Origin of the sequence: Tepidimonas sp. HKU77 (assembly GCF_049728535.1) — a bacterium.
In the GTDB taxonomy this organism is placed as follows: Bacteria; Pseudomonadota; Gammaproteobacteria; order Burkholderiales; family Burkholderiaceae_C; genus Tepidimonas.
The window spans coordinates 1,786,779-1,806,851 of sequence record NZ_CP187300.1 but is presented as its reverse complement, the minus strand read 5'-3'; the positions used below and the strand labels follow the sequence as shown (position 1 = coordinate 1,806,851).

Annotated in this window: 22 protein-coding genes and 1 pseudogene; 18 read left to right on the top strand and 5 right to left on the bottom strand. The window is 67.8% G+C overall.

Annotation, left to right across the window (positions count from 1 at the left end):
* Positions 1–76: 76 nt before the first annotated feature.
* Positions 77–700, bottom strand: coding sequence for a hypothetical protein (locus ACPP3B_RS08685; RefSeq protein ID WP_424860170.1), 624 nt, complete (start codon positions 698–700; stop codon positions 77–79).
* Between the two features lie 83 nt (positions 701–783).
* On the opposite strand from ACPP3B_RS08685, the gene ACPP3B_RS08680 reads away from it, so the two are divergent.
* Together ACPP3B_RS08680 and ACPP3B_RS08675 are read left to right on the top strand one after the other, a co-directional pair.
* Complete coding sequence (locus ACPP3B_RS08680) at positions 784–1,083, top strand: nucleotidyltransferase domain-containing protein (RefSeq protein ID WP_299021598.1); 300 nt, start codon at positions 784–786, stop codon at positions 1,081–1,083.
* A complete protein-coding gene (locus tag ACPP3B_RS08675) occupies positions 1,080–1,559 on the top strand; it encodes a hypothetical protein (RefSeq protein WP_299021596.1) in 480 nt (159 codons plus the stop codon). The genes ACPP3B_RS08680 and ACPP3B_RS08675 overlap by 4 nt, the downstream gene beginning before the upstream one ends.
* A 23-nt stretch (positions 1,560–1,582) precedes the next feature.
* Here ACPP3B_RS08675 and ffh read toward each other — a convergent pair whose 3' ends face one another.
* Positions 1,583–2,950 carry a signal recognition particle protein gene (gene ffh / locus ACPP3B_RS08670; RefSeq protein WP_424858733.1) on the bottom strand — a complete coding sequence of 456 codons (1,368 nt, stop codon included), beginning with the start codon at positions 2,948–2,950 and terminating at the stop codon, positions 1,583–1,585.
* A 29-nt stretch (positions 2,951–2,979) separates the two neighbouring features.
* On the opposite strand from ffh, the gene ACPP3B_RS08665 reads away from it, so the two are divergent.
* From ACPP3B_RS08665 to ACPP3B_RS08590, 16 genes and pseudogenes are all read left to right on the top strand, one after another.
* Positions 2,980–3,777: a cytochrome C assembly family protein gene (locus tag ACPP3B_RS08665; RefSeq protein ID WP_424858732.1), complete on the top strand. Its 798-nt coding sequence runs from the start codon at positions 2,980–2,982 to the stop codon at positions 3,775–3,777.
* A gap of 20 nt (positions 3,778–3,797) precedes the next feature.
* Positions 3,798–4,046, top strand: coding sequence for a PP0621 family protein (locus ACPP3B_RS08660; RefSeq protein ID WP_424858731.1), 249 nt, complete (start codon positions 3,798–3,800; stop codon positions 4,044–4,046).
* Entirely contained in the window at positions 4,018–5,757 is a 1,740-nt protein-coding gene (locus tag ACPP3B_RS08655; RefSeq protein WP_424858730.1) for a two-component system sensor histidine kinase NtrB, read from the top strand. Before ACPP3B_RS08660 ends, ACPP3B_RS08655 begins: the two co-directional genes overlap by 29 nt.
* Before the next feature lie 15 nt (positions 5,758–5,772).
* Complete coding sequence (locus ACPP3B_RS08650) at positions 5,773–6,339, top strand: nucleotidyltransferase domain-containing protein (RefSeq protein WP_424858729.1); 567 nt, start codon at positions 5,773–5,775, stop codon at positions 6,337–6,339.
* Between the two features lie 10 nt (positions 6,340–6,349).
* Positions 6,350–6,697: a DUF86 domain-containing protein gene (locus tag ACPP3B_RS08645; RefSeq protein ID WP_424858728.1), complete on the top strand. Its 348-nt coding sequence runs from the start codon at positions 6,350–6,352 to the stop codon at positions 6,695–6,697.
* Positions 6,694–6,978 (top strand): annotated as a pseudogene (locus tag ACPP3B_RS08640) (response regulator); the annotation flags it as partial. The gene ACPP3B_RS08645 and the pseudogene ACPP3B_RS08640, both read left to right, overlap by 4 nt.
* Before the next feature lie 199 nt (positions 6,979–7,177).
* Complete coding sequence (locus ACPP3B_RS08635; RefSeq protein WP_424858727.1) at positions 7,178–8,212, top strand: sigma-54 interaction domain-containing protein; 1,035 nt, start codon at positions 7,178–7,180, stop codon at positions 8,210–8,212.
* 230 nt (positions 8,213–8,442) lie between these two features.
* On the top strand, positions 8,443–8,883 hold the full coding sequence (locus ACPP3B_RS08630; protein WP_424858726.1) for a pilin: 441 nt from the start codon (positions 8,443–8,445) through the stop codon (positions 8,881–8,883).
* Positions 8,884–9,075: 192 nt separating this feature from the next.
* Positions 9,076–9,408, top strand: a complete 333-nt coding sequence (locus ACPP3B_RS08625) for a hypothetical protein (protein ID WP_424858725.1) — start codon at positions 9,076–9,078, stop codon at positions 9,406–9,408.
* Positions 9,405–12,392: a tetratricopeptide repeat protein gene (locus tag ACPP3B_RS08620; RefSeq protein ID WP_424858724.1), complete on the top strand. Its 2,988-nt coding sequence runs from the start codon at positions 9,405–9,407 to the stop codon at positions 12,390–12,392. The genes ACPP3B_RS08625 and ACPP3B_RS08620 overlap by 4 nt, the downstream gene beginning before the upstream one ends.
* Positions 12,352–13,134, top strand: a complete 783-nt coding sequence (locus tag ACPP3B_RS08615; protein WP_424858723.1) for a TylF/MycF/NovP-related O-methyltransferase — start codon at positions 12,352–12,354, stop codon at positions 13,132–13,134. Before ACPP3B_RS08620 ends, ACPP3B_RS08615 begins: the two co-directional genes overlap by 41 nt.
* 149 nt (positions 13,135–13,283) lie before the next feature.
* On the top strand, positions 13,284–13,583 hold the full coding sequence (locus ACPP3B_RS08610) for a nucleotidyltransferase domain-containing protein (RefSeq protein WP_424858722.1): 300 nt from the start codon (positions 13,284–13,286) through the stop codon (positions 13,581–13,583).
* Positions 13,580–14,473 (top strand): 5'-nucleotidase, encoded by an 894-nt coding sequence (locus tag ACPP3B_RS08605; RefSeq protein ID WP_424858721.1) that lies wholly within the window; start codon positions 13,580–13,582, stop codon positions 14,471–14,473. The genes ACPP3B_RS08610 and ACPP3B_RS08605 overlap by 4 nt, the downstream gene beginning before the upstream one ends.
* Positions 14,474–14,633: 160 nt before the next feature.
* On the top strand, positions 14,634–15,014 hold the full coding sequence (crcB, locus tag ACPP3B_RS08600) for a fluoride efflux transporter CrcB (RefSeq protein ID WP_424858720.1): 381 nt from the start codon (positions 14,634–14,636) through the stop codon (positions 15,012–15,014).
* A gap of 152 nt (positions 15,015–15,166) precedes the next feature.
* Positions 15,167–15,871 (top strand): orotate phosphoribosyltransferase, encoded by a 705-nt coding sequence (gene pyrE / locus ACPP3B_RS08595; RefSeq protein WP_424858719.1) that lies wholly within the window; start codon positions 15,167–15,169, stop codon positions 15,869–15,871.
* A gap of 81 nt (positions 15,872–15,952) precedes the next feature.
* Positions 15,953–16,672, top strand: coding sequence for a DUF4124 domain-containing protein (locus tag ACPP3B_RS08590; RefSeq protein ID WP_424858718.1), 720 nt, complete (start codon positions 15,953–15,955; stop codon positions 16,670–16,672).
* A gap of 30 nt (positions 16,673–16,702) precedes the next feature.
* Here ACPP3B_RS08590 and gatB read toward each other — a convergent pair whose 3' ends face one another.
* The 3 genes from gatB to gatC are packed head-to-tail and all read right to left on the bottom strand — an operon-like array spanning position 16,703 to position 20,013.
* Complete coding sequence (gene gatB, locus ACPP3B_RS08585; protein WP_424858717.1) at positions 16,703–18,181, bottom strand: Asp-tRNA(Asn)/Glu-tRNA(Gln) amidotransferase subunit GatB; 1,479 nt, start codon at positions 18,179–18,181, stop codon at positions 16,703–16,705.
* Between the two features lie 3 nt (positions 18,182–18,184).
* Positions 18,185–19,717 (bottom strand): Asp-tRNA(Asn)/Glu-tRNA(Gln) amidotransferase subunit GatA, encoded by a 1,533-nt coding sequence (gene gatA / locus ACPP3B_RS08580; protein WP_424858716.1) that lies wholly within the window; start codon positions 19,715–19,717, stop codon positions 18,185–18,187.
* Entirely contained in the window at positions 19,714–20,013 is a 300-nt protein-coding gene (gatC, locus tag ACPP3B_RS08575) for an Asp-tRNA(Asn)/Glu-tRNA(Gln) amidotransferase subunit GatC (RefSeq protein WP_299022704.1), read from the bottom strand. The genes gatA and gatC overlap by 4 nt, the downstream gene beginning before the upstream one ends.
* Positions 20,014–20,073 lie beyond the last annotated feature (60 nt).

The window sequence follows — 20,073 nt, the reverse complement described above, 5'->3', positions numbered from 1 at the left end:
ACGTTCGCATTCTAGAGCGCCGATCATTCAAAGCGCACCGCAACGCTCCCGACACCCACTCCGACGCCACGACGCGCTATGAGCCCCCCGGCGGGCGCAGGTAGCGCTCGTCCGACCAGGTGGCCAGCCACTGCGGCGCAAAGGCCACGAACACCGCGGCGAACAACCCCGTCAGAAACGCGTCGCCCCACGCCATCAACCAGCGCGCTACCAGCGCCTCGTGCATGGTGACGCCGCCCATCAAATGGTGGATGCCCTCGTACAGCACGCCGGAGGCAAAGATCGCCAGCGCCGTGCCCAAAAACCCACGCCCCAGGGTATAGATGAACGGGTTGGGTGGTAGCCAGCGGCGCAGCGCCCAGCCGATGCCCAGCGCCAGTGTTGCCGGCACCAGTCCCACCCACACCCACTGCGACAGCGCCGCCTGCCAGTCCCCCTGCCCCAGCAGCCACACGGCCAGCGCGACCACGGCCAGCACCGGCACCGCCAGCGGCCAGCCCAGCATCAGCACCAACAGGCACGCGCCGGAAAACTGCACCGCCATGCCAGCGGGCAGTTTTTGCGGCAGCAGCCAGAACCACGGCAACAGTACCAGCGCGGCCAGCGTGGGCGACAGCAGCGGCCCGCGCAGCAGCCGCCAGGGCCGCACGCTCAGTGCGGCGGCCAAGCCCAGCGCGGTCAACAACCATTCCAACATCAGCATCGTGGCGGCATCTTACGCCCGCGGCCGTCGGCAGGCCCTTGCGTTGCATCAAACCCCTGCCGCCGTGCCACAATCACAGCATGCGACTGTCCGCTCACGACACCCAGTGCATTCGCGATACCGTCGGTGCGGTGTTCGGCCCCGAGGCGCACGTGTGGTTGTTCGGTTCGCGCACAGACCCCAGCGCGCGCGGCGGCGACATCGACCTGCTGGTCAGCGTGCCGCACCCCGTGGAGCGACCCGCTCTGCTGGCCACGCAACTGGCCGCGCGGCTGCAAATGGCGCTGGGCGAGCAGCACATCGACATCGTGCTGGAAGCACCCAACCTGCAGCCCCTGCCCATCCACCGCGTGGCCCGCGAGCAAGGAGTACGGCTGTGACCGACGGCTTGCGCGAGCGCTTGTGGCAGCTTTGTGAGCTGGTCGAGTGGGAAATGCAACACCTTCAGGCCACCGACCAGCGTCTGTTCGAGCGACCGTTCGATGCGCAACGGGCGGCATCCCTGGCGCACGACGACGCGTTGGCCGAGCGGGTCGATGCCTTCGTGGCCCGATTTGGGCGGCTGCAGGACACCCTTGGCGACAAACTCATGCCTGCCTTGCTGCGCTGGCTGGGACAGCCGCCCGCCCCGGTGCTGGACAATCTGCGCTCCCTCGAACAATGGGGCTGGCTGGCCAACGCCGAGGCGTGGCTGGAGGCCCGTGCGCTGCGCAACCGACTGATACACGAATACCAGAAAGACCCAGCCCTGCTCGCCGACGCCTTGAACCTGGCTCACGAACGGGTCGGCCTACTGGTGGCGACCGCTCAGCGCTTGATCACCGAAACGCGGCGCCGCCTGCCATCAGCCCCGTGACGCAAAACGCGCCCGCGCCAGCCTCACAGCCCCGGCAGCCCGCCGGGCAGCCCCTTCATGCCGCCTAGGCGCTTCATCATCTTCATCAGGCCGCCGCCTTTCATCTTTTTCATCATCGCCTGCATCTGCTCGAACTCCTTGAGCAGGCGGTTGACCTCCTGCACGGGTACCCCGGCACCGGCGGCGATGCGGCGCTTGCGGCTGGCCTTGATGATCTCCGGGTGGCGGCGCTCGTGCGGCGTCATCGCGCAGATGATGCCTTCCTTGCGGCGGATGTCTTTTTCCGCGCGCTGCAAGTCGGCCTCGCCCGCCTTGGCGGCCAGTTGGGTGGGCAGCTTGTCCAGCAGGCTGCTCAAGCCGCCCATTTTTTTCATCTGGCGGATCTGCTCCAAAAAATCCTCCAGGTCAAAGCCGCCACTCTTGACCTTGGCCGCCAGCTTTTGCGCCTGCTGCAAGTCCACGCCCGCGGTAACCTGCTCCACCAGCGCCACGATGTCGCCCATGCCCAGCACACGGCCGGCGTGGCGCTCGGCGTCGAACAGCTCCAGGCCGTCGATCTTTTCGCTCACACCGGCAAACTTGATGGGCGCGCCCGTGATGGCCCGCACCGACAGCGCCGCGCCGCCGCGCGAGTCGCCATCGAGCTTGGTCAGCACGATACCCGTCAGCGGCAACGCCTCGGCAAACGCCTTGGCGGTGTTGACCGCATCCTGCCCCTGCATGGCATCGACCACGAACAGTGTCTCCACTGGCTTGAGCAGCCCATGCAACGCCTGGATCTCGCGCATCATCGCCTCGTCGATGGCCAGCCGCCCGGCGGTGTCCACGATCAGCACATCGAAGTAGTGCTTGCGCGCGTGGTCCAGCGCCGCACGCGCGATGTCCAGCGGGTTTTGGTCCGGACGACTCGGAAACCACTCCGCCCCGGCCTGGCGAGTCACGGTCTTGAGCTGCTCGATGGCCGCCGGCCGGTACACGTCACCGCTGACGGTGAGCACCTTTTTCTTGCGCCGCTCGATCAACCACTTGGCCAGCTTGGCGGTGGTGGTTGTCTTGCCCGCGCCCTGCAGACCGGCCATCAAAATCACCACCGGCGGCTGCGCGGCCAGATTCAGGTCGGCCACCCCCGCGCCCATGGTGGCCGCCAGCTCTTTGTGGATGATGCCCACCAGCGCCTGCCCGGGCGTGAGCGAGCCCACCACCTCCTGCCCCAGCGCCTTGTCCTTGACGCGGGCGATGAAGTCGCGCACCACCGGCAAGGCGACGTCGGCCTCCAGCAGCGCCAGGCGCACCTCGCGCAGCATGTCTTGCACGTTGCTTTCGGTGATGCGGGCCTGGCCGCGCAGTTCTTTGACCAGGCGCGACAGTTTTTCGGTCAGGGCAGAGGCCATGGCAGGGCAGCCTTCGTTACACTAGGCGAATGATTGTAACGGTCGGTCCCTGGTGGACGGTGGCGCCCGCGCTCGGTGCTGCCGTCGGTTACGCGGCCCTCGCGGCGGGCGCGGCCAGCCTCGGTCGGCGCGCCACGACCGGGATCATGCTGGCCACCCTGGTGCTGCATGGGCTGGCGCTGGCCGTGGCGTTTGGCACCACGCCCGTTCGCTTTGGCTTTGCCCCTACGCTGTCGGTCACCGCCTGGCTGGTGCTGGCCATCTACGCGGTGGAGACGCGCCTGTACCCGCAACTCGGCACGCGCTGGACGCTGGCCGGGCTGGGCGTGCCCGCCGTTCTGCTGGCGTTGCTGTTTCCTGGCACCGCTTACCCCACGCTCGCGTCGCCGTGGCTGCCGCTGCACTGGGCGCTGGGCTTTGCCTCCTACGGGCTGCTGGGGGCCGCCGTGGCGCATGCCTGGATGATACAGCGCTCCGAGGCCGCTATCCGCCGCGGTGCCACCCAGCCCTCCGCGCTGCCCCTGCTGGCGCTGGAGCGGCTGACGTTTCGCTTCGTGACCGGTGCCTTCGTGCTGCTGACGCTCACCCTGGCGGCGGGGTGGACCTTCACCCGACTGCTGCAACCCACGGCGGGCTGGATCACGCACAAAACGGTCTTTACCGCGCTGTCGTGGGCGGTACTGGCCGTGCTGCTCTGGGGCCGCTGGCGCTGGGGCTGGCGCGGCCGCACCGCCGTGCGCATGCTGTATGTGGCCGGTGCCTTGCTGCTGCTGGGCTACGTCGGCTCGCACTTCGTGCTCGAGGTGATTTTGCGCCGCGGCGCCTGACGCCCATCCGGAAAGTCCCCATGTTCAAGTGGTTGCTGGTCATCGCCGTCGTCGTGCTAGGCTACGTGTGGTGGCGGCACCAGCGCCAGATCAGCCCGCGCGAGCGCGCGGCGCAGCGCCCCCCGTCGGCGCCCGCGTCGGGGCCAGCTACGCCGGCAGCGATGGTGCGCTGCCGTCACTGCGGCGTGCACCTGCCGGCCAGCGATGCCGTGCGCGGTGCGCTGGGCCCATACTGTGGCGATGAACACCGCCGACTCGCCGAAGGCTGACGCCGCGGGCGCCTCGGGCTTTGCGCCCTCGTGGTATGCCCCTGCCGGGGCGGAGACAGCCCCGCACGGGCTCGACCCCGACACCGCTCGGGCCAGTGCCGAGACGGATGACGCCGTCTCGCCACGGCTGTGGCGGCTGCTCATGGGCGCGCGGCTGCTGGTGGCGCTGGCACTGCTGGCAATGCTGGCCACCGCGTGGTGGAACGGCAACGCCCCCGGCTGGATGGTCGGGCTGTGCGGCGCACTGGTCGCCGTCAGCGCGCTGGCAATCGCCTGGCCTGGGCTGGGCCGCCGCCGTGGCGGCCCCGGGGCGGCGCGCTGGCTGCTCACGGTCTGGGCCGACCTGGGCACCTTTGCGCTGCTGCAGGCCTACGCGCCGGGCAACATCAACTTCACCCCGCTGTTCGTGTGGCCGGTGCTGCTGGCCGCCGTCGCGGGCCCCCGGCTGCTGGCGCTGGGCAGCGCCGCCGCGGGCACCCTGGCACTGTTGGCAATCGCCTGGGCCCGCAGCCCCGGGTCAGCCGATACCCAGGCGTGGCTGCAGGCCGCGGTCACCGGCAGCGGGCTGTTCATCGTGGCCCTGCTGGCCAACCACCTGAGCACACGGCTAGCACGAGAGCAAAGCGCCGCCCGCCGCAGCCGGCAATTGGCCACCCTGCACAACCGCGTCAACCAACTCATCGCCACTGGCCTGGACGAAGGCATCGTCGTCCTGGACGAGCGCGGCGCCGTTTGGTATGCCAACCCGGCCGCGGCACGCATGCTGGGCGCCGACACCACCCACCCACTGCGCCACACGCCCGCATGGCCGCTGCTCGCCGGCTGGGCCCGCGGTAGCCTACGCGCACAGGCGCTGGCCCGTCCGCCCGCGGCCGATGGCGGCGCGGGTACCGAGCAGGACCTCGTCCTACCCCTGCCCGATGGCAGCCAACGGCGCGTTCGGGTACGGCTGCGTACCGCCCAGGTAGCGGACCTTCCGGCGGCGGCCGTGCTGTTTTTGGCCGACGTGCATGAGCTCGAACAGCGCGTGCACACCGAAAAACTGGCTGCCATGGGCCGCGTATCGGCCGCCGTCGCCCACGAAATCCGCAACCCGCTGGCGGCCATCGCCCAAGCCAGCGCGCTGCTGGCCGAAGACGACGCCACCCCCGCCCAACGCCACCTCATCGGGTTGATCGAGCAAAACGTCCGTCGGCTCGGGCGCACCGTGGACGATATCTTGGAAGTCGCGCGGCCTCCCAGCCCCGACGAGCCGCGGGCCGCCCCCGCGCTGCCGCTGGACGAGGCGGTGGACGCGGTGCTGGCCGACTGGCTGCGCCAGCACCCGCAGGGCCCACGCCTTCTGCGGCACGCCGCGGGTGCCGACGCCCGCATCGCCTTCGACCCCGAGCACCTGCGACGTGTGCTGGTCAACCTGCTGGACAACGCCGACCGGCACGCGCCACCCACTCCCGGCACCATCCGGGTCGAAACCAAAGGCGGCACCGACCACGCCTCGATCACCGTCTGGAGCGAAGGGCCCGAGCTGCCCCCCCACGTGCGCGCGCACCTGTTCGAGCCGTTTACCACCTCGCGCAGCCGCTCCAGCGGACTGGGGCTGTATCTGTCGCGCCAACTCTGCCAGCGCTATCATGCCAACCTGAGCTACGAGCGCAGCGCGCGCGACGGACGCGAGGGACATGCGTTTTGCGTGCGGATGGCGCGCCGGTAAGCCCAGAGACAAGGCATGACCCTTCGTGACGATCCCCCCCTACTCATCGTCGAAGACGAACCCGACCTGCGCCAGCTCTATGAACTGGCGTTGGTCAAGATCGGGCTGGCGGTGGAAGCCGTGGGCGACGTGGCCAGTGCGCGCCAGCGGCTGGCACAGCAGCGCTATCGTGTCGTCGTCACCGACATGCGGCTGCCCGACGCGCCGCGAGGCGCAGGGCGGCCTGCCTCAAGCACTCTTCCAGCGGTATCATGTCGGCGTCGATCAAGAGCGTCGCAAGCGAGACCGAGAGCCGCCATGCACCCTGTCATCGAGCGTCATCGCGCCGAACTCAAAGCGCTGGCACGGCGCCACGGCATCGTGTCCATCAGCGTATTTGGATCCATGGCACGCGGGGATGCCGACGAAGACAGCGATGTCGATCTGCTGGTGGAGACCGCACCGCAAACCAGCGGATTCGCGTTGGGGGCGCTGCTCATGGACGCGCAGGACATTTTGGGTCGGCCCGTCGATGTCGTCACGGTCTCGTCGCTGCATCCCCTGTTGCGAGAACGCATTCTGCGCGAAGCACGCCCATTGTGATTGACGGATCATGAAGCCCGGCCCCGAATCCGATGCGGTCTACATCTCACACATGTTGGAGTGTATCGACCGGGTGCAGGAGTATGCCCAAGGCGATGCTGCACGCTTCCGAACCACCCGCATGGTGCAGGATGCCGTCATACGCAATCTCCAATTGATGGCTGAATCCAGCCAGCGCATTTCGGACGGGTGCAAGGCAACCGCGCCCGAAATCCCGTGGCGGGCCATTGCAGGGTTTCGCAATGTGCTGGTGCATGACTACCTTGCCATCGATATCGAAGCCGTCTGGCAGGTCGTTGAACATGAGCTTCCTCCGCTCAAATTGGCCTTGCTTCGGATGCAGCGTGAGCTACCGTGACCCCATCCCCCCTGCTCATCGTCGAAGACGAACCCGACCTGCGCCAGCTCTATGAGCTGGCGTTGGTCAAGATCGGGCTGACGGTGGAGGCCGTGGGCGACGTGGCCAGTGCGCGCCAGCGGCTGGCGCAGCAGCGCTATCGTGTCGTCGTCACCGACATGCGGCTGCCCGACGGCACGGGGCTGGACCTGCTGCGCGAGCTGGCGCGCGACGGCCGCAGCGAGCGCACCATCGTCATCACCGCCTACGGCTCGGCCGACAACGCGGTCGAGGCGCTCAAGGCCGGCGCGTTCGACTACCTGACCAAGCCCGTCACCCCCGCACGGCTGCGGCAGGCCATCGCCACCGCGCTGGCGGCCGCGCACCCCCAGGGTGCCCCCGTGCCCGCCGCGCCACGGGCTGGCGACACCCCGCCGCCCGCGCCGGACGCCCCCCGCCCCCCCTGCCGCCCTGCAACGGCTGGTGGGCGACTCGCCCGCCATGCACGCCGTGCGCCAGACCATCCAGCGCGTGGCGCGCACCATGGCCCCGGTGCTCATCACCGGCGAGTCCGGCACCGGCAAAGAACTCATTGCGCGCGCGCTGCACGCCTGCAGCCACCGCGCCAGCGGCCCCTTCGTCGCCGTCAACTGCGGGGCCATCCCCGCCGAACTGCTGGAAAGCGAACTGTTCGGCCACCGCCGCGGCGCCTTCACCGGCGCCCACGGCGACAAACCGGGGCTCTTTCAAGCGGCCGCCGGCGGCACACTGTTTTTGGACGAAGTGGCCGACCTGCCGCTGCCGATGCAGGTCAAGCTGCTGCGCGCGCTGCAAGAGCGCGCCGTGCGGCCGGTGGGCGCCACCGCCGAGGAAGCGGTGGACGTGCGCATCGTCAGCGCCACCCACAAAGACCTCGCCCGCCTGGTGCAAAGCGGCCACTTCCGGCACGACCTGTACTACCGGCTCAACGTCATCCCCATCCACGCGCCGGCCCTGCGCGCACACATCGAAGACCTGCCCGCGATCGCCGCCGCCATCCTGCAACAGTTGGCACGGCGCGATGGCTGGGCCAGCGCCCCCACCCTCACCGCCGCCGCCGTGCAACGGCTGCAACGCCACCCCTTCCCCGGCAACGTGCGCGAACTGGAAAACCTGCTGGAGCGCGCGCTCGCCCTGCACCCCGGCCCGGCGCTGGACGCCGACGCGTTCGACCTGCCAGCCAGCCTGGCCACGCCCGCCAGTGGCGCGCCGGCCCACCACGGCCCATTCCCCGCTGCCAGCGGCGCAGCCACCGCCAGCCCGCACACGCAGGCGGCGACCCCAGGCCATGCCGCCCAAACGGGCGCAGGCGGCAGCGCCGAGCCAGCAGCGCCCGACACACCCGGCGTCAGCGATGCGGCCACCGCGCCGCTGCCGCGCGCGCAGCTCGAAGCCCTGCTGCAGCGCAACCGCTGGAACCAGTCCCGCACCGCACGCGAACTGGGCTGGACCCTGGCCAAACTGCGCTACTGGATGCAGCGCCTGGGATTGGGGTGAGGACCTTGGGGGCAGCCGTCAACACCCTTCGCATCAAGATTTGACGTTAACATTGGCTGTGCTTGGTGGCGGCCGGGCGAGGTCAACGCACCGCGGCGGCACGGCGCGCCCGCGCCCGCCACCGCAACGGAGCCGGCCAGCGATGATGGCACGCCTTTTGCTTATTATGAGCCGACCACGATGCCCTCGCGGTCATCCCCACGCAACCCTTGACTGGATGGAGGTTTTTCATGAAACGACTCTTACAACAGGGCTTCACGCTCATCGAGCTGATGATCGTCGTCGCCATCATCGGCATCCTGGCCGCGGTGGCGCTGCCCGCGTATCAAGACTATTCGGTGCGCGCCAAGGTCTCCGAGCTGATTTTGGCCGCGAGCTCTGTGCGTACGTGCCTGACCGAGACGTACCAGGCAAACGGCAGCTTTCCTCCGCTGGCATCAGTCTCGGCAGCCTGCTCGATCACACCCTATGGGAAGGTATCGGCTGGAGGCGTATCCTCGGTAGGGGCCAGCGCAGTCGCAGTCACCGTTGCCGGCGCATCAAGTGCTCTAGGTGCTCCAAGCGACGTGAGTATCACGATGACTGGCTCGGCGCCCGCTGCAGGTCAAACGTTGACTTGGCGTTGCAGCGGAACGCCGGCGAAGTACATGCCCGGCAGCTGTCGCGGTTGATGTGTCGTGGTGCGGAGTGGGCACCGTGGCGTCCACTCCGCAGGCGTTTGGATCACTGGCGCGCGCCGCAGCGTCTACAGGTCGCCGCGGCGCCCGGTATATCTGCCGCTTTGTCCGGCGCGCCCCTGGGTTTTGATGGACGGTAGCACCTTCCCCCATCCACCCGTTTACCCTTCCACTTCGAGGCAACGCATGGCTTGGTGGTCCTTTGACACCGAATGGTCGCTGGCACAGCGCATCGTCGATTACATCCAGCACACGCTGCCCGCCGCGCTGTTGACGGCGCCAGCCGGGGTGGTATCGGCGAACAAAATCACGCGGACCATCGAGCACGCCTGCGCGCTGGCGTTGCAGGCGCAGCAGGGCAAACGTATCGGATATCTGGGCAAGGTCGCTTTGCTGTATCGCTTGCGCGCGCGCTTGGCCGACTTCGGCTACCCCGAGTCCTTCATTCGCATCGCCACCGAAGCCTTACTCGTGGAACTGAGCCGCCGGCGCACGGGCGCTCCTGCCAAAACGCAATGATGGCGCAGACGTCATTTTGGGAGCGCCTGCGCCGCCTTCTGCAACGCCCCTCTGGGCTGCAGCGCGCTCGGGCAGCGCTGCAGGCGCGCGACTTTCGCACCGCTATCGCGTACCTGCAGAAATACCTGCGCCGCCACCCCGATGATGCGGCCGCTCGCTGTGACCTGGGCGTGTGCTGGGCCCAGATCGGCGACAAGGCGCGGGCGGCGCAGCAATTCGAATTGGCGTTGGCACTGGACGATACGTTTGCCCCCGCGCTCATCAACCAAGCCAGTATTCTGGCCGAAGCACATCGCAGCGATGATGCTTGGCAGCTGATTCGGCGGATGCCGCTGTTGGACCCGCATTTTCCCGGTTTGGACCAGGTGCTGGCCACGCTGCTGCACAGCCGCGGGGACGTTGAAAAAGCGCGCCAAGCGGGACTGCGTGCGTGGCTGAAGGCATTCGACAACCCGTTGCAGGCCGAAGCCTGGCTGTTTGACAGCGCATACGCCGAGATACCCGAATCGACCCTGACCGCCGAACACCATTTTTGGGCACAAACCTTGCCACCCTTGGCCGCTGATCCAGCCGTGCCCGCGCGCCCTGCGAAAGCGCGGCGCCGCGCCGATCGGCGCCTGCGCGTCGGTTACTGGTCGCCCGATTTTCGCAACCATTCCGTCTTTTATTTTGTTTATCCACTGCTGAAGCACCACGACCGCCAGCGTTTTGAAATTTATGCGTACCATGATTTCACCACCAGCGACGAACTGACGAACGTCATTCGCGCTTGCGTCGAGCATTTTCACGCGGTCGGCGAAATGGGCGATCAGCAGTTGCTCAGTCTCATCGCTTCGCACGACCTCGATATCCTGGTCGAGCTCGCGGGCCACACCTCGACCAATCGCCTGCATTTGTTACAGAACCGCCTGGCGCGCATTCAATTGACCGGCCTGGGCTACCCACCGACCACTGGCCTGACCAGCATCGACGGTAAATTCAGCGATCGCCACATCACGCCCGGCCCGTATTTCGATCAATTCTACACTGAGGCGCCTTTTTGTTTACCGGAATCATTCTGGTGCTTCGATCCATATTGGCCTGTCACGCAACGCCGCACGCAGCCGCCGTGCGACGCCGGCCAGACGTTCACCTTTGCGTCGGTGGGCAACATATCCAAAGTCACCACCACCATCCTATCGGTATGGGCCGACATTTTACGTCAGTGCCCCGACGCACGGCTGCTGGTGCGCTCGCCTAATTTCACCGATCCGGCGGCACAGCGGGCTTTTCTCGGTCGGGCGCAGCACGCTGGGCTCGATACCAACCGCTTGCAACTGGTTGGCCCAGTACCAAGTAATGAGTTTCTCGCTTCATTCAACGAAATCGATGTGCTGCTCGACACCTACCCATTCAACGGCGGCACCACCAGCGCGTTTGCGCTGTACATGGGCGTTGCGATGGTCAGCCGGTATGGTGACGGACTGCGCTCCCGCATGGGCTTGTCCATGTTGCGCAACGTCGGGCTGCCGCAGTGCGCGGTCGCCGACTGGGATACTTATGTCGAGCGTGCCGTGGCGCTATACCGGGAGCGCACCACCGTGCGTCGCTTCCGCGCGGAAGCCGCGCAACGCTTTACCGCCACGGCGCTCGGCGATGGCGAGCGTTACTGCCGCCAGGTTGAAACCGCTTATCGCGAATGGTGGCAGGCGGCCGCCAGCGGTGCACCATCGCGCCCGGCATTGCCCTCGCCGCACCTGCCCGTCAAGGAAATCACGCGGCGTGCCTATCAAGCCTGGGGACACGGGCAAAGTGACGTGGCGCGCCGCATCATCGACTACGCACTGCGCCTCGATCCACAGTATTTACCAGCGCGCCTGCTGCCGATTTTGCAACGCGAACTCGACGGCGATTATGTCGGCATTCTGCGCGAAACCCAGGCGCTGCTCGAAACGACGACCGCAGCGCAAGACACAGCCGCCGCTTTGATTGCGCTGCTGCGCGCCGCTTTGGCGCTGGATGCGCGCGCCACCTTGGCCGCGTGGCGCCCGCGCGTCGCGCCCGAAGACACGTCCGATTCGATCGATCGTACCTATCTCACCTGGCTTGCGCGCTGGATCGATGCGATGATGGGCGCCGGCGGGGAGCAAACGTTTTCGGAACCTGCGGCACCGTCACGTTGGGCCATCGTGATCGAAGCGCGCGATCACGACCGCTTTGACGAGTGCCGACGGCAATGGCAAACGGCGCTGGACAAGCAGGCCTCCCACGTACTTTTTTTCCCCTGCTACACGGCCACGCTGCCCTGGGATTTCGACCGCGTATTGCATGACCTGAACGAAACGCCGGTGGACTTCGTGCTGTTCGCCAGCGCTGGCGTGCGCATCGTGGCCGCCAACGCCTTGCTTGCCTGCGAAGAAGCGCTGCGCCACGGCGACGTGGTCTCTTTCGGCGGCGCCCGCCAGTGGAATCGTTTACACTGGCGCCGTGCGGCGTTTGACGACAAGGTCTCCTGCTACGCGGTTGCCGCCCAGATGGGTCGCGCGACGCTCGAACTGCGCAAAAGCGGGGCGTCGCTGCAGGCCGTCGACAGCGGATGGGCCATCCTAGATGGGCGTTGGCTGGCGATGAGCAAGGCCTCCTTGCTGGCACTGCCGCGCGACGCCGTGGCGCTCGACTGGCATTTGGTGGGTATTCCCAGTCTGCCGTGGGAGGAATGGGTCTATCGGCTGGGACGCGAGCAACGGCTGCGCTTGACAACCGCGCAGAATTTGGAACTTATCATCGATGAAACCGACGACACACCATGGTCGCATACCGCCGACGCCTCTGCACATCTAATCGAACGCTATGGATTCGATGCGGCGGCCGACTTGGAAAGTGACGACACCATTATGTCGATACCTGTAAAGGACGCCAATCAACTGCTCCTGGTTCGAACACTTTTTGACAGAGGTTTTTCGCATGATACCATTGCCTCCGCTGCCTCAACCCCCTGTCGATGAGCTCAAGATTTTTCAGACGTCCGTCTCCTGGGGTATTACCGATCCTGAACGCTTCCATGCCCTATTGGATGAAGCCCGCCAGTTGGTAGCCCCCGGCTATTACATCGGTGATAATCTATTTACCTGGTGCCGCAATATTTCGCCACTCGAGGATCCGACCTTCGTCAAGTCCTGGCAAGAAAACGCCATTAATGATTCCGATGAGGCGATCCTTTGGCGACGCTATATTCTGGCCTGCGCCGCCGCGCATGCCATCCACCTCGAAGGCGATTTCGTCGAGTGTGGCGTTTATGCCGGCACTGGCGTCAAAACCGTCATTGACTACCTGGGCGGCCCGCAATTCCCCAAAACATTTTGGGGTTATGATACATTCGATTATAACCCTGTAGAAGGTCACGCCTTCCCCGGACAGGCACCAGGATTTTTTCACGCCATCTGCGAGCGCTTCCAGGCCTATCCACGGGTGCGCTTGATACAAGGCCTGCTGCCCGACTCCTTTCAGCAGGGCGCGCCGCAGCGCATTGCGTACCTGCACATCGACCTCAACCACGCCGAGGCTGAGATCGCAGTGCTGGACGCCCTATTCGATCGCGTGGTACCGGGCGGCATGATCATCCTGGATGATTACGAATGGTCAGGCGTGTACCGGGCACAAAAACTGGCCGAAGATCAGTGGTTTCAAAGCCGAAACTATCGCGTGATGCCACTGCCCACGGGACAAGGCTTGGTATTCAAACGATAGCGAGGCGTGCGTGGCAGTAATCGCCCTGTCACGGCGCCTGCGGTTGTCGCAGCCCGCACCGACCTTCTGCGACGAACGCCGGCTGCTCGGCGCGTCACGGCCAGCGACTGCAGCGCCGGCGCGGCGCTTACTGTGCCAGAATCGGCATCATGCGGCTAGCTCCCCATCACGCGCAGCGCATCGTCGATGAGGCGCGGGCCCTCTTCGGCCCGCAGGTTCAGGTGCGCCTGTTCGGCTCGCGGGTGGACGACGGCGCACGGGGCGGCGATATCGATTTGCTCGTCACCGTCGCCCAGCCCATCGCGCACCCCGCCCTGCTGGCCAGCCGTTTGGGCGCGCGGCTGCAGGCGGCGATGAGCGAGCAGCGCATCGACGTCGTGCGGGAAGCGCCCAACCTGCCGCCGCTGCCCATCCGCCGCGTTGCACACGAACAGGGGGTATTGCCGTGACCAGCCTGGACGGCCGCCTGGTGGTGGCCATTTCTTCGCGCGCCTTGTTCGATTTCGAGGCGGAAAACCGTGTCTTCGAGCAGGGCGACGACCGCGCGTACATGCAGTTGCAGCTGCAGCGGCTGGACGAGCCGGCGGGCCCCGGGGTGGCGTTTTCGTTGGTGCACAAGCTGCTGCGCTTCAACGACGCGCAGGCGCAGCGGGTGGAGGTGGTGATTCTGTCGCGCAACGACCCGGTGTCGGGCCTGCGCGTATTTCGCTCGGCAGCGCACTACGGGCTGCCCATCTTGCGCGGGGTATTCACGCGCGGGGCGCCGCCTTGGCGCTATCTGCGGCCGTTGCGTGCCAACCTATTCCTGTCGGCCAATCTGGACGATGTACGCGCCGCGCTGCAAGCCGGCTTTCCCGCGGCGCAGGTGTACCCGCACGCCCAGCGCGCCTCGGACGCGCACCCGCACGAGGTGCGCATCGCCTTCGACGGCGACGCGGTGCTGTTTTCCGACGAGGCCGAGCGCGTCTTTCAGGCCGAGGGGCTGGATGCCTTTCAGGCGCACGAAGCCAGCAAGATCACGCAGCCGCTGCCGGGCGGCCCGTTCAAGCCGCTGCTGCAGGCGCTGCACCGCTTGCAGCAGGAGGGGACGGAGGCCATGCGCATCCGCACCGCGCTGGTGACGGCGCGCAGCGCACCGGCCCACGAACGTGCCATCCGCACGCTGATGGACTGGCGCATCGAGGTGGACGAAGCACTGTTTCTGGGTGGACTGCCCAAGGGCGAGTTTTTGCGCGAATTCGAGCCGGACTTCTTTTTCGACGACCAGACGCGCCACGTCGACAGCGCCGCCAAGCATGTGCCCGCCGGCCACGTGGCGGCCGGGGTGGTGGGTGGCTGACGACGGGGCCCGCGACAGCGGCGCTGGGGCGCAGCCCGCGCGAGCGGCACCCAGCGGCGCGACCCGGGCACTGCATGGGACACCGGCCGCCGCCGGAGCACCGGCCGCAGCGGGCGGGGATGCGTGGCGCGACGCCGCGCAAGCGGGCGATAGTTGCCCCATGATGTCGTCGATACTTGCCGTGGCCAGCGGTGCGGCCGTCGGCGCCTTGCTGCGCTGGTGGCTGGGGTTGGCGCTCAATGCCGTGCTGCCCCATTTGCCGCTGGGCACGCTGGCCGCCAACTGGATGGGCGGCTACGCAATCGGCGTCGTCGTGGCCGTGCTGCTGCACCACCCCGAGGTGGCGCCGGCGTGGCGACTGTTTTTGGTGACCGGCCTGCTGGGCGGGCTGACGACGTTTTCCAGTTTTTCGGTGGAGGTGGTCAGCCTCCTGCAACAAGGCCGTCTGGGCTGGGCCCTGCTGGCGATGGGCCTGCACGTGGGCGGGTCGCTGGCGCTGACGGCCTTGGGGTTTGCCACCTGGGCCTGGCTGCGCGCCTGAGTGCGACGACCCGCGGCTCCTGCAGCGCTGGGCGGGCCCATGGCAGCCACAGCACCCGGCAGGTCCAACGCCTGCGCAGCACCGCCCGGGGCGCGGCGCGATGCGCTCCTACAATCGGGGCCCAACGCTTGGTTTGCCACCTGCCTTCGTCGATGTCATCTGCCCACTCCGCCCCCGAGTCCGACGCGCTGGCGCAGCGCTTCGTGCAGTTTGCCCTGGACGCTGGGGTGCTGCGCTTTGGCGCTTTCAAGACCAAGGCGGGGCGCCTGAGCCCCTATTTTTTCAACGCCGGGGGCTTCGACGACGGTGCCAAGCTGGGCCAGCTGGCGCAGTGCTACGCCGAGCGCATTTTGCACAGCGGCATCGCCTTCGATATGCTGTTTGGCCCGGCGTACAAGGGTATTCCGCTGGTGGCGGCGGTGGCGGTGGAACTGGCGCGGCGCGGCCACAATGCGCCCTTTGCCTTCAACCGCAAAGAGGCCAAGGACCACGGCGAAGGGGGCCTGCTGGTGGGCGCGCCGCTGCGCGGGCGGGTGCTCATCATCGACGACGTGATGAGTGCGGGCACCGCGGCGCGCGAGTCGATCGCGCTCATCCGTGGCGCCGGCGCCACGCCGCACGCGATGGCGATTGCCCTGGACCGGCAGGAGATGGCCACCGAAGTCGGCCCCGACGGCACGGTGCGCGACGTGCCGTATAGCGCGGTGCAGTATGTGCAGCGCGAGCTGGGCCTGGCCGTGTGTGCCATTGCCAAATTGGACGACTTGCTGCACTATCTGGAGCAACAAGCCGATTCGGAGCTGGCGCCATACAAGGCCCAGGTGTGGGCCTATCGCGCCCGCTACGGGGTGGCGTAAGGGGGGGCACACACACCGCAGGCGGCCGGGCGTCCCTCGTGGCCTGCGTCGGACGGTATCGTGTCGCACCATACATCGCCCATGTGCCTGCCTCGGACCCCCCTGGCCATCGTGACCTGCCGCCGCGCCCGATTGTTGGCGGGCGTTGCCGTCGTTGCGGTCACGGCGTTGCACGCTGCCGCTGCGGGCGCGCAAACGACCCCCTCGACCCGCGGCATTTATACCTGCATCGATGCGCAAGGGCGACTGCTGTCGTCCGACCGGCCGATACCCGAGTGCAGTGACCGCGAGCAGCGCGAACTGGGACCAACGGGCACCGTGCGCCGCGTGATCACCCCGCCGCCCACGGCGGAGGAACGCGAACGCGCCGCAGCTCGCCAGCGGCAGCAAGCCGAGGCCGCAGCGCGTGAGGCGGACGAGCGCCGGCGCGAGTCGCTGTTACTGCAGCGCTACCCGGAGCCCGCCGCCCACCAGCGTGCGCACGAGGCGGCCCTGCAGCAAGTCCAATCGACCCTGGAAGCCGCCCAGGCCTACGCGCAAGCGCTGGAGCACGAGCGCGAGCGCATCGACGAGGAGCTGGCGTTTTACCGACGCGATCCGGCCAGGGCTCCGGCGGCGCTGAAGCAGCGCTTGGCGCAAAACGCCCAGCAGCGCCTGCAGCAGGCGCAGTTCATTGCCGACCTGCAGCGAGAGCGCCGCCGCATCGACGAGCGCTTCGAGGCCGAGCGGCACACCTTGGAGCGGCTGTGGAGCGCTGCGGCGACGAACGCCGGCAACGACACCGCCCAGCAGCGGCGCTAGGCGCGCCCGGCTGTGCCTCCGGCGCCGCGCTCAGCCGCCGAGCGCACGGCGCAACAGTTCGTTGACCTGCTGCGGGTTGGCCTTGCCCTGGGTGGCTTTCATCACCTGGCCGACCAGCGCATTGAGGGCTTTTTCTTTGCCGGCACGGTATTCGGCCACGTTTTTCTCGTTGGCGGCAATCACCTGCGCCACGATGGCTTGCAGGGCGCCGGTGTCGTTCATTTGCCTGAGACCCTTGGCCTCGATGAGGGCATCGACGCGCGCCGCCTGGGCCGCGGGGTCGGCGGCCGGCCCCTCAGCCCACAGGGCATCGAACACCTGTTTGGCCGCGGCATGGCTGATGGTGCCGTCGGCCACGCGGCCCAGCAGCACCGCCAGCGCCTGCGGGATCACCGGGCAGGCCTCGATGCCCAGGTCGGCGGCGTTGAGGCGCCGGGCCAGCTCCACCATGATCCAGTTGCTGGCCGCCTTGGGCGCGGCGCCGGCGGCCACGGTGGCCTCGAAGTAGGCCGCCATGGCTGGGGACTGCGTGAGAAGGGCGGCATCATACTCGGGCAAGCCGTACTGTTGCACGAAACGCTGGGCCATGGCGCGCGGCAGCTCTGGCAGCTCGGCGCGTACGCGCTGCACCCAGTCGGCCGCGATCACCAGCGGCGGCAGGTCGGGGTCGGGGAAGTAGCGGTAGTCGGCCGCGTCTTCCTTGCTACGCATGGCGCGCGTCTCGCCTGTGTCGGGGTCGAACAGCACCGTGGCCTGCTCGATGGCGCGGCCGTCTTCCAACTGCTCGATCTGCCAGCGCACCTCGTAGTCGATGGCCTGCTGCATGAAGCGGAACGAGTTCAGGTTCTTGATCTCGCGCCGCGTGCCCAACGGCTGCCCCGGCTTGCGCACGCTGACGTTGGCGTCACAGCGGAAGGAGCCTTCCTGCATGTTGCCGTCGCAGATGCCGATCCAGGTGACGAGCTTGTGCAGTTCCTTGGCGTAGGCCACCGCCTCGGCGCTGGAGCGGATGTCGGGCTCGGTGACGATTTCCAGCAGCGGGGTGCCGGCGCGGTTGAGGTCGATGCCGCTCATGCCGTGGAAGTCTTCGTGCAGGCTCTTGCCGGCGTCTTCTTCCAGATGCGCGCGCACCAGGCGCACGGTACGCCGCTCCTGGCCCAGGTAGAACTCGATGGCGCCGCCTTGCACCACGGGGATTTCGTACTGGCTGATCTGATAGCCCTTGGGCAGGTCGGGGTAGAAGTAATTTTTGCGCGCGAAAACGCTGCGCGGGGCGATGTGGGCCCCGACCGCGAGGCCGAAGCGAATCGCGCACTCGACCGCAGCGCGGTTCATGACGGGCAATGTGCCCGGCAGCGCCAGATCGACCGCACACGCCTGCGTGTTGGGCTCGGCGCCAAAGGCGGTGGCCGCGCGGCTAAAGATCTTGCTGCGCGTGGACAGTTGGGCGTGCGTCTCGAAGCCGATGACGACTTCGTAGCCCTGAACGAGAAACGATGAACGGGTCATGGGTCAAGCCTGACGCGAGAGGGTGTCGCCCGCCGGGGCGCGGGTGTGCCAGTCGGTGGCGCACTGGAACTGGTGCGCGGCGTGCAGCAGGCGCGCCTCGGCCAGGTGCGGGCCGATGAGCTGCAGGCCCACCGGCAGCCCACCCGCGCCGAAGCCCGCCGGCACACTCATGCCGGGCAAGCCAGCGAGCGACGCGGGCAGCGTGTAAATGTCGGCCAGGTACGCCGCGAGTGGGTCATCGGCCTTGTCGCCAATCGCCCAGGCCACGGTGGGCGCCACCGGCCCCGCGATCAGGTCGCACTGCTCGAAAGCCTGCAAAAAATCCTGCGCGATCAGGCGCCGGATTTGCTGTGCCTTCAGATAGTAGGCATCGTAGTATCCGTGCGACAGCACGTAGGTGCCGATGAGGATGCGGCGCTGCACCTCGGCACCGAACCCCTCGCTGCGGCTACGGCGGTACATGTCGAGCAAGTCGGTGTACTCGGCGGCCCGGTGGCCGTAGCGCACGCCGTCGTAGCGGCTGAGGTTGGAGCTGGCCTCGGCCGGCGCGATGATGTAGTAGGCGGGGATGGCGAGCTGCGTGCGCGGCAGGTGCACGTCCACCAGCGTGGCACCCAGGCGCTCGAACTCGGCCAGTGCCGATCGCACGGCGGCCAGCACGTCGGCGCTACAGCCGTCACCCAAAAACTCCACCGGCAATCCGATGCGCAGGCCCTGCAGCGGCCGCGCGGCGCTGGCGCCGGGCAGCGGCTCGTCCAGCCCGCGCGTGTAGTCCTCGGCCGGGCGGTCCAGGCTGGTGGAGTCGCGGTCCGGGTCGGGGCCGGCCATGGCCGACAGCAGCAGCGCGCAGTCCCACGCCGAGCGGGCGATCGGGCCGGCCTGGTCCAGGCTGGAGGCATAGGCGACCATGCCGTACCGCGAGCAGCGGCCGTAGGTGGGTTTGATGCCGGTGACACCGCAAAACGCCGCCGGCTGGCGGATGGAGCCGCCGGTGTCGGTGCCCGTGGCCGCAGGCACGAGCCGCGCCGCCACCGCCGCTGCCGAGCCGCCGGAGGAGCCGCCGGGCACGCGCGTGGGGTCCCACGGGTTGCGCGCGGGGCCGTAGGCCGAGTTGTCGTTGCCCGAGCCCATGGCAAATTCGTCGCAATTGAGCTTGCCCAGCGTCACGGCGCCCGCGCCGGGGTGGCCGTCGGCGCCGTGCCCGAGGCGCGCCACCACGGTGGCGTCGAACGGGCTGCGGTAGCCAGCCAGCATACGGCTGCCGGCGGTGGTCGGCCAATCGCGCGTGACGAACACGTCCTTGTGCGCGATCGGCACGCCCAGCAGCGGCGTGTGCTCGCCGCGTGCGCGCCGCTCGTCGGCCGCGCGGGCCTGCGCGAGACTCGCTTCCTCGTTCAGCGCCAAAAAGGCGCCCAGCGCCTCGTGCGCGCGTACGCGCTGCAGCAGTGCCTGCGTCGCTTCGACGCTAGAGACGCGCCGCTGCTCGAGCGCCGCCGCCAGCTCGGCCACGCCCATGTGGTGCAGTTCGGTACTCATTCGATCACCCGCGGCACGAGGTACAAGCCGCCTTCGACGGCCGGGGCACTGGCCTGATTGGCCTCGCGCTGGTTCGGTTCGGTCACGACGTCGTCGCGCAGGCGCAGACGCACCGGCTCGAAGACCTCGGCCGGATGCGCCAGCGGCTCGACACCGGTGGTGTCGACGGCGCGCATTTGCTCGACGATGTCGAAAAACGCATTGAGCTGGCCCAGCATGCGCTCGGCGGTGGGGCGGTCGAGCGCCAGCCGCGCCAGATGCGCGAGGCGATCGACATCCTGTAGGGTCAGTGCCATGGTGTGTAACGAATGAAAACGCCGCGTGTCGAGACCGTGGACAGAGGTCGATGCGGTATT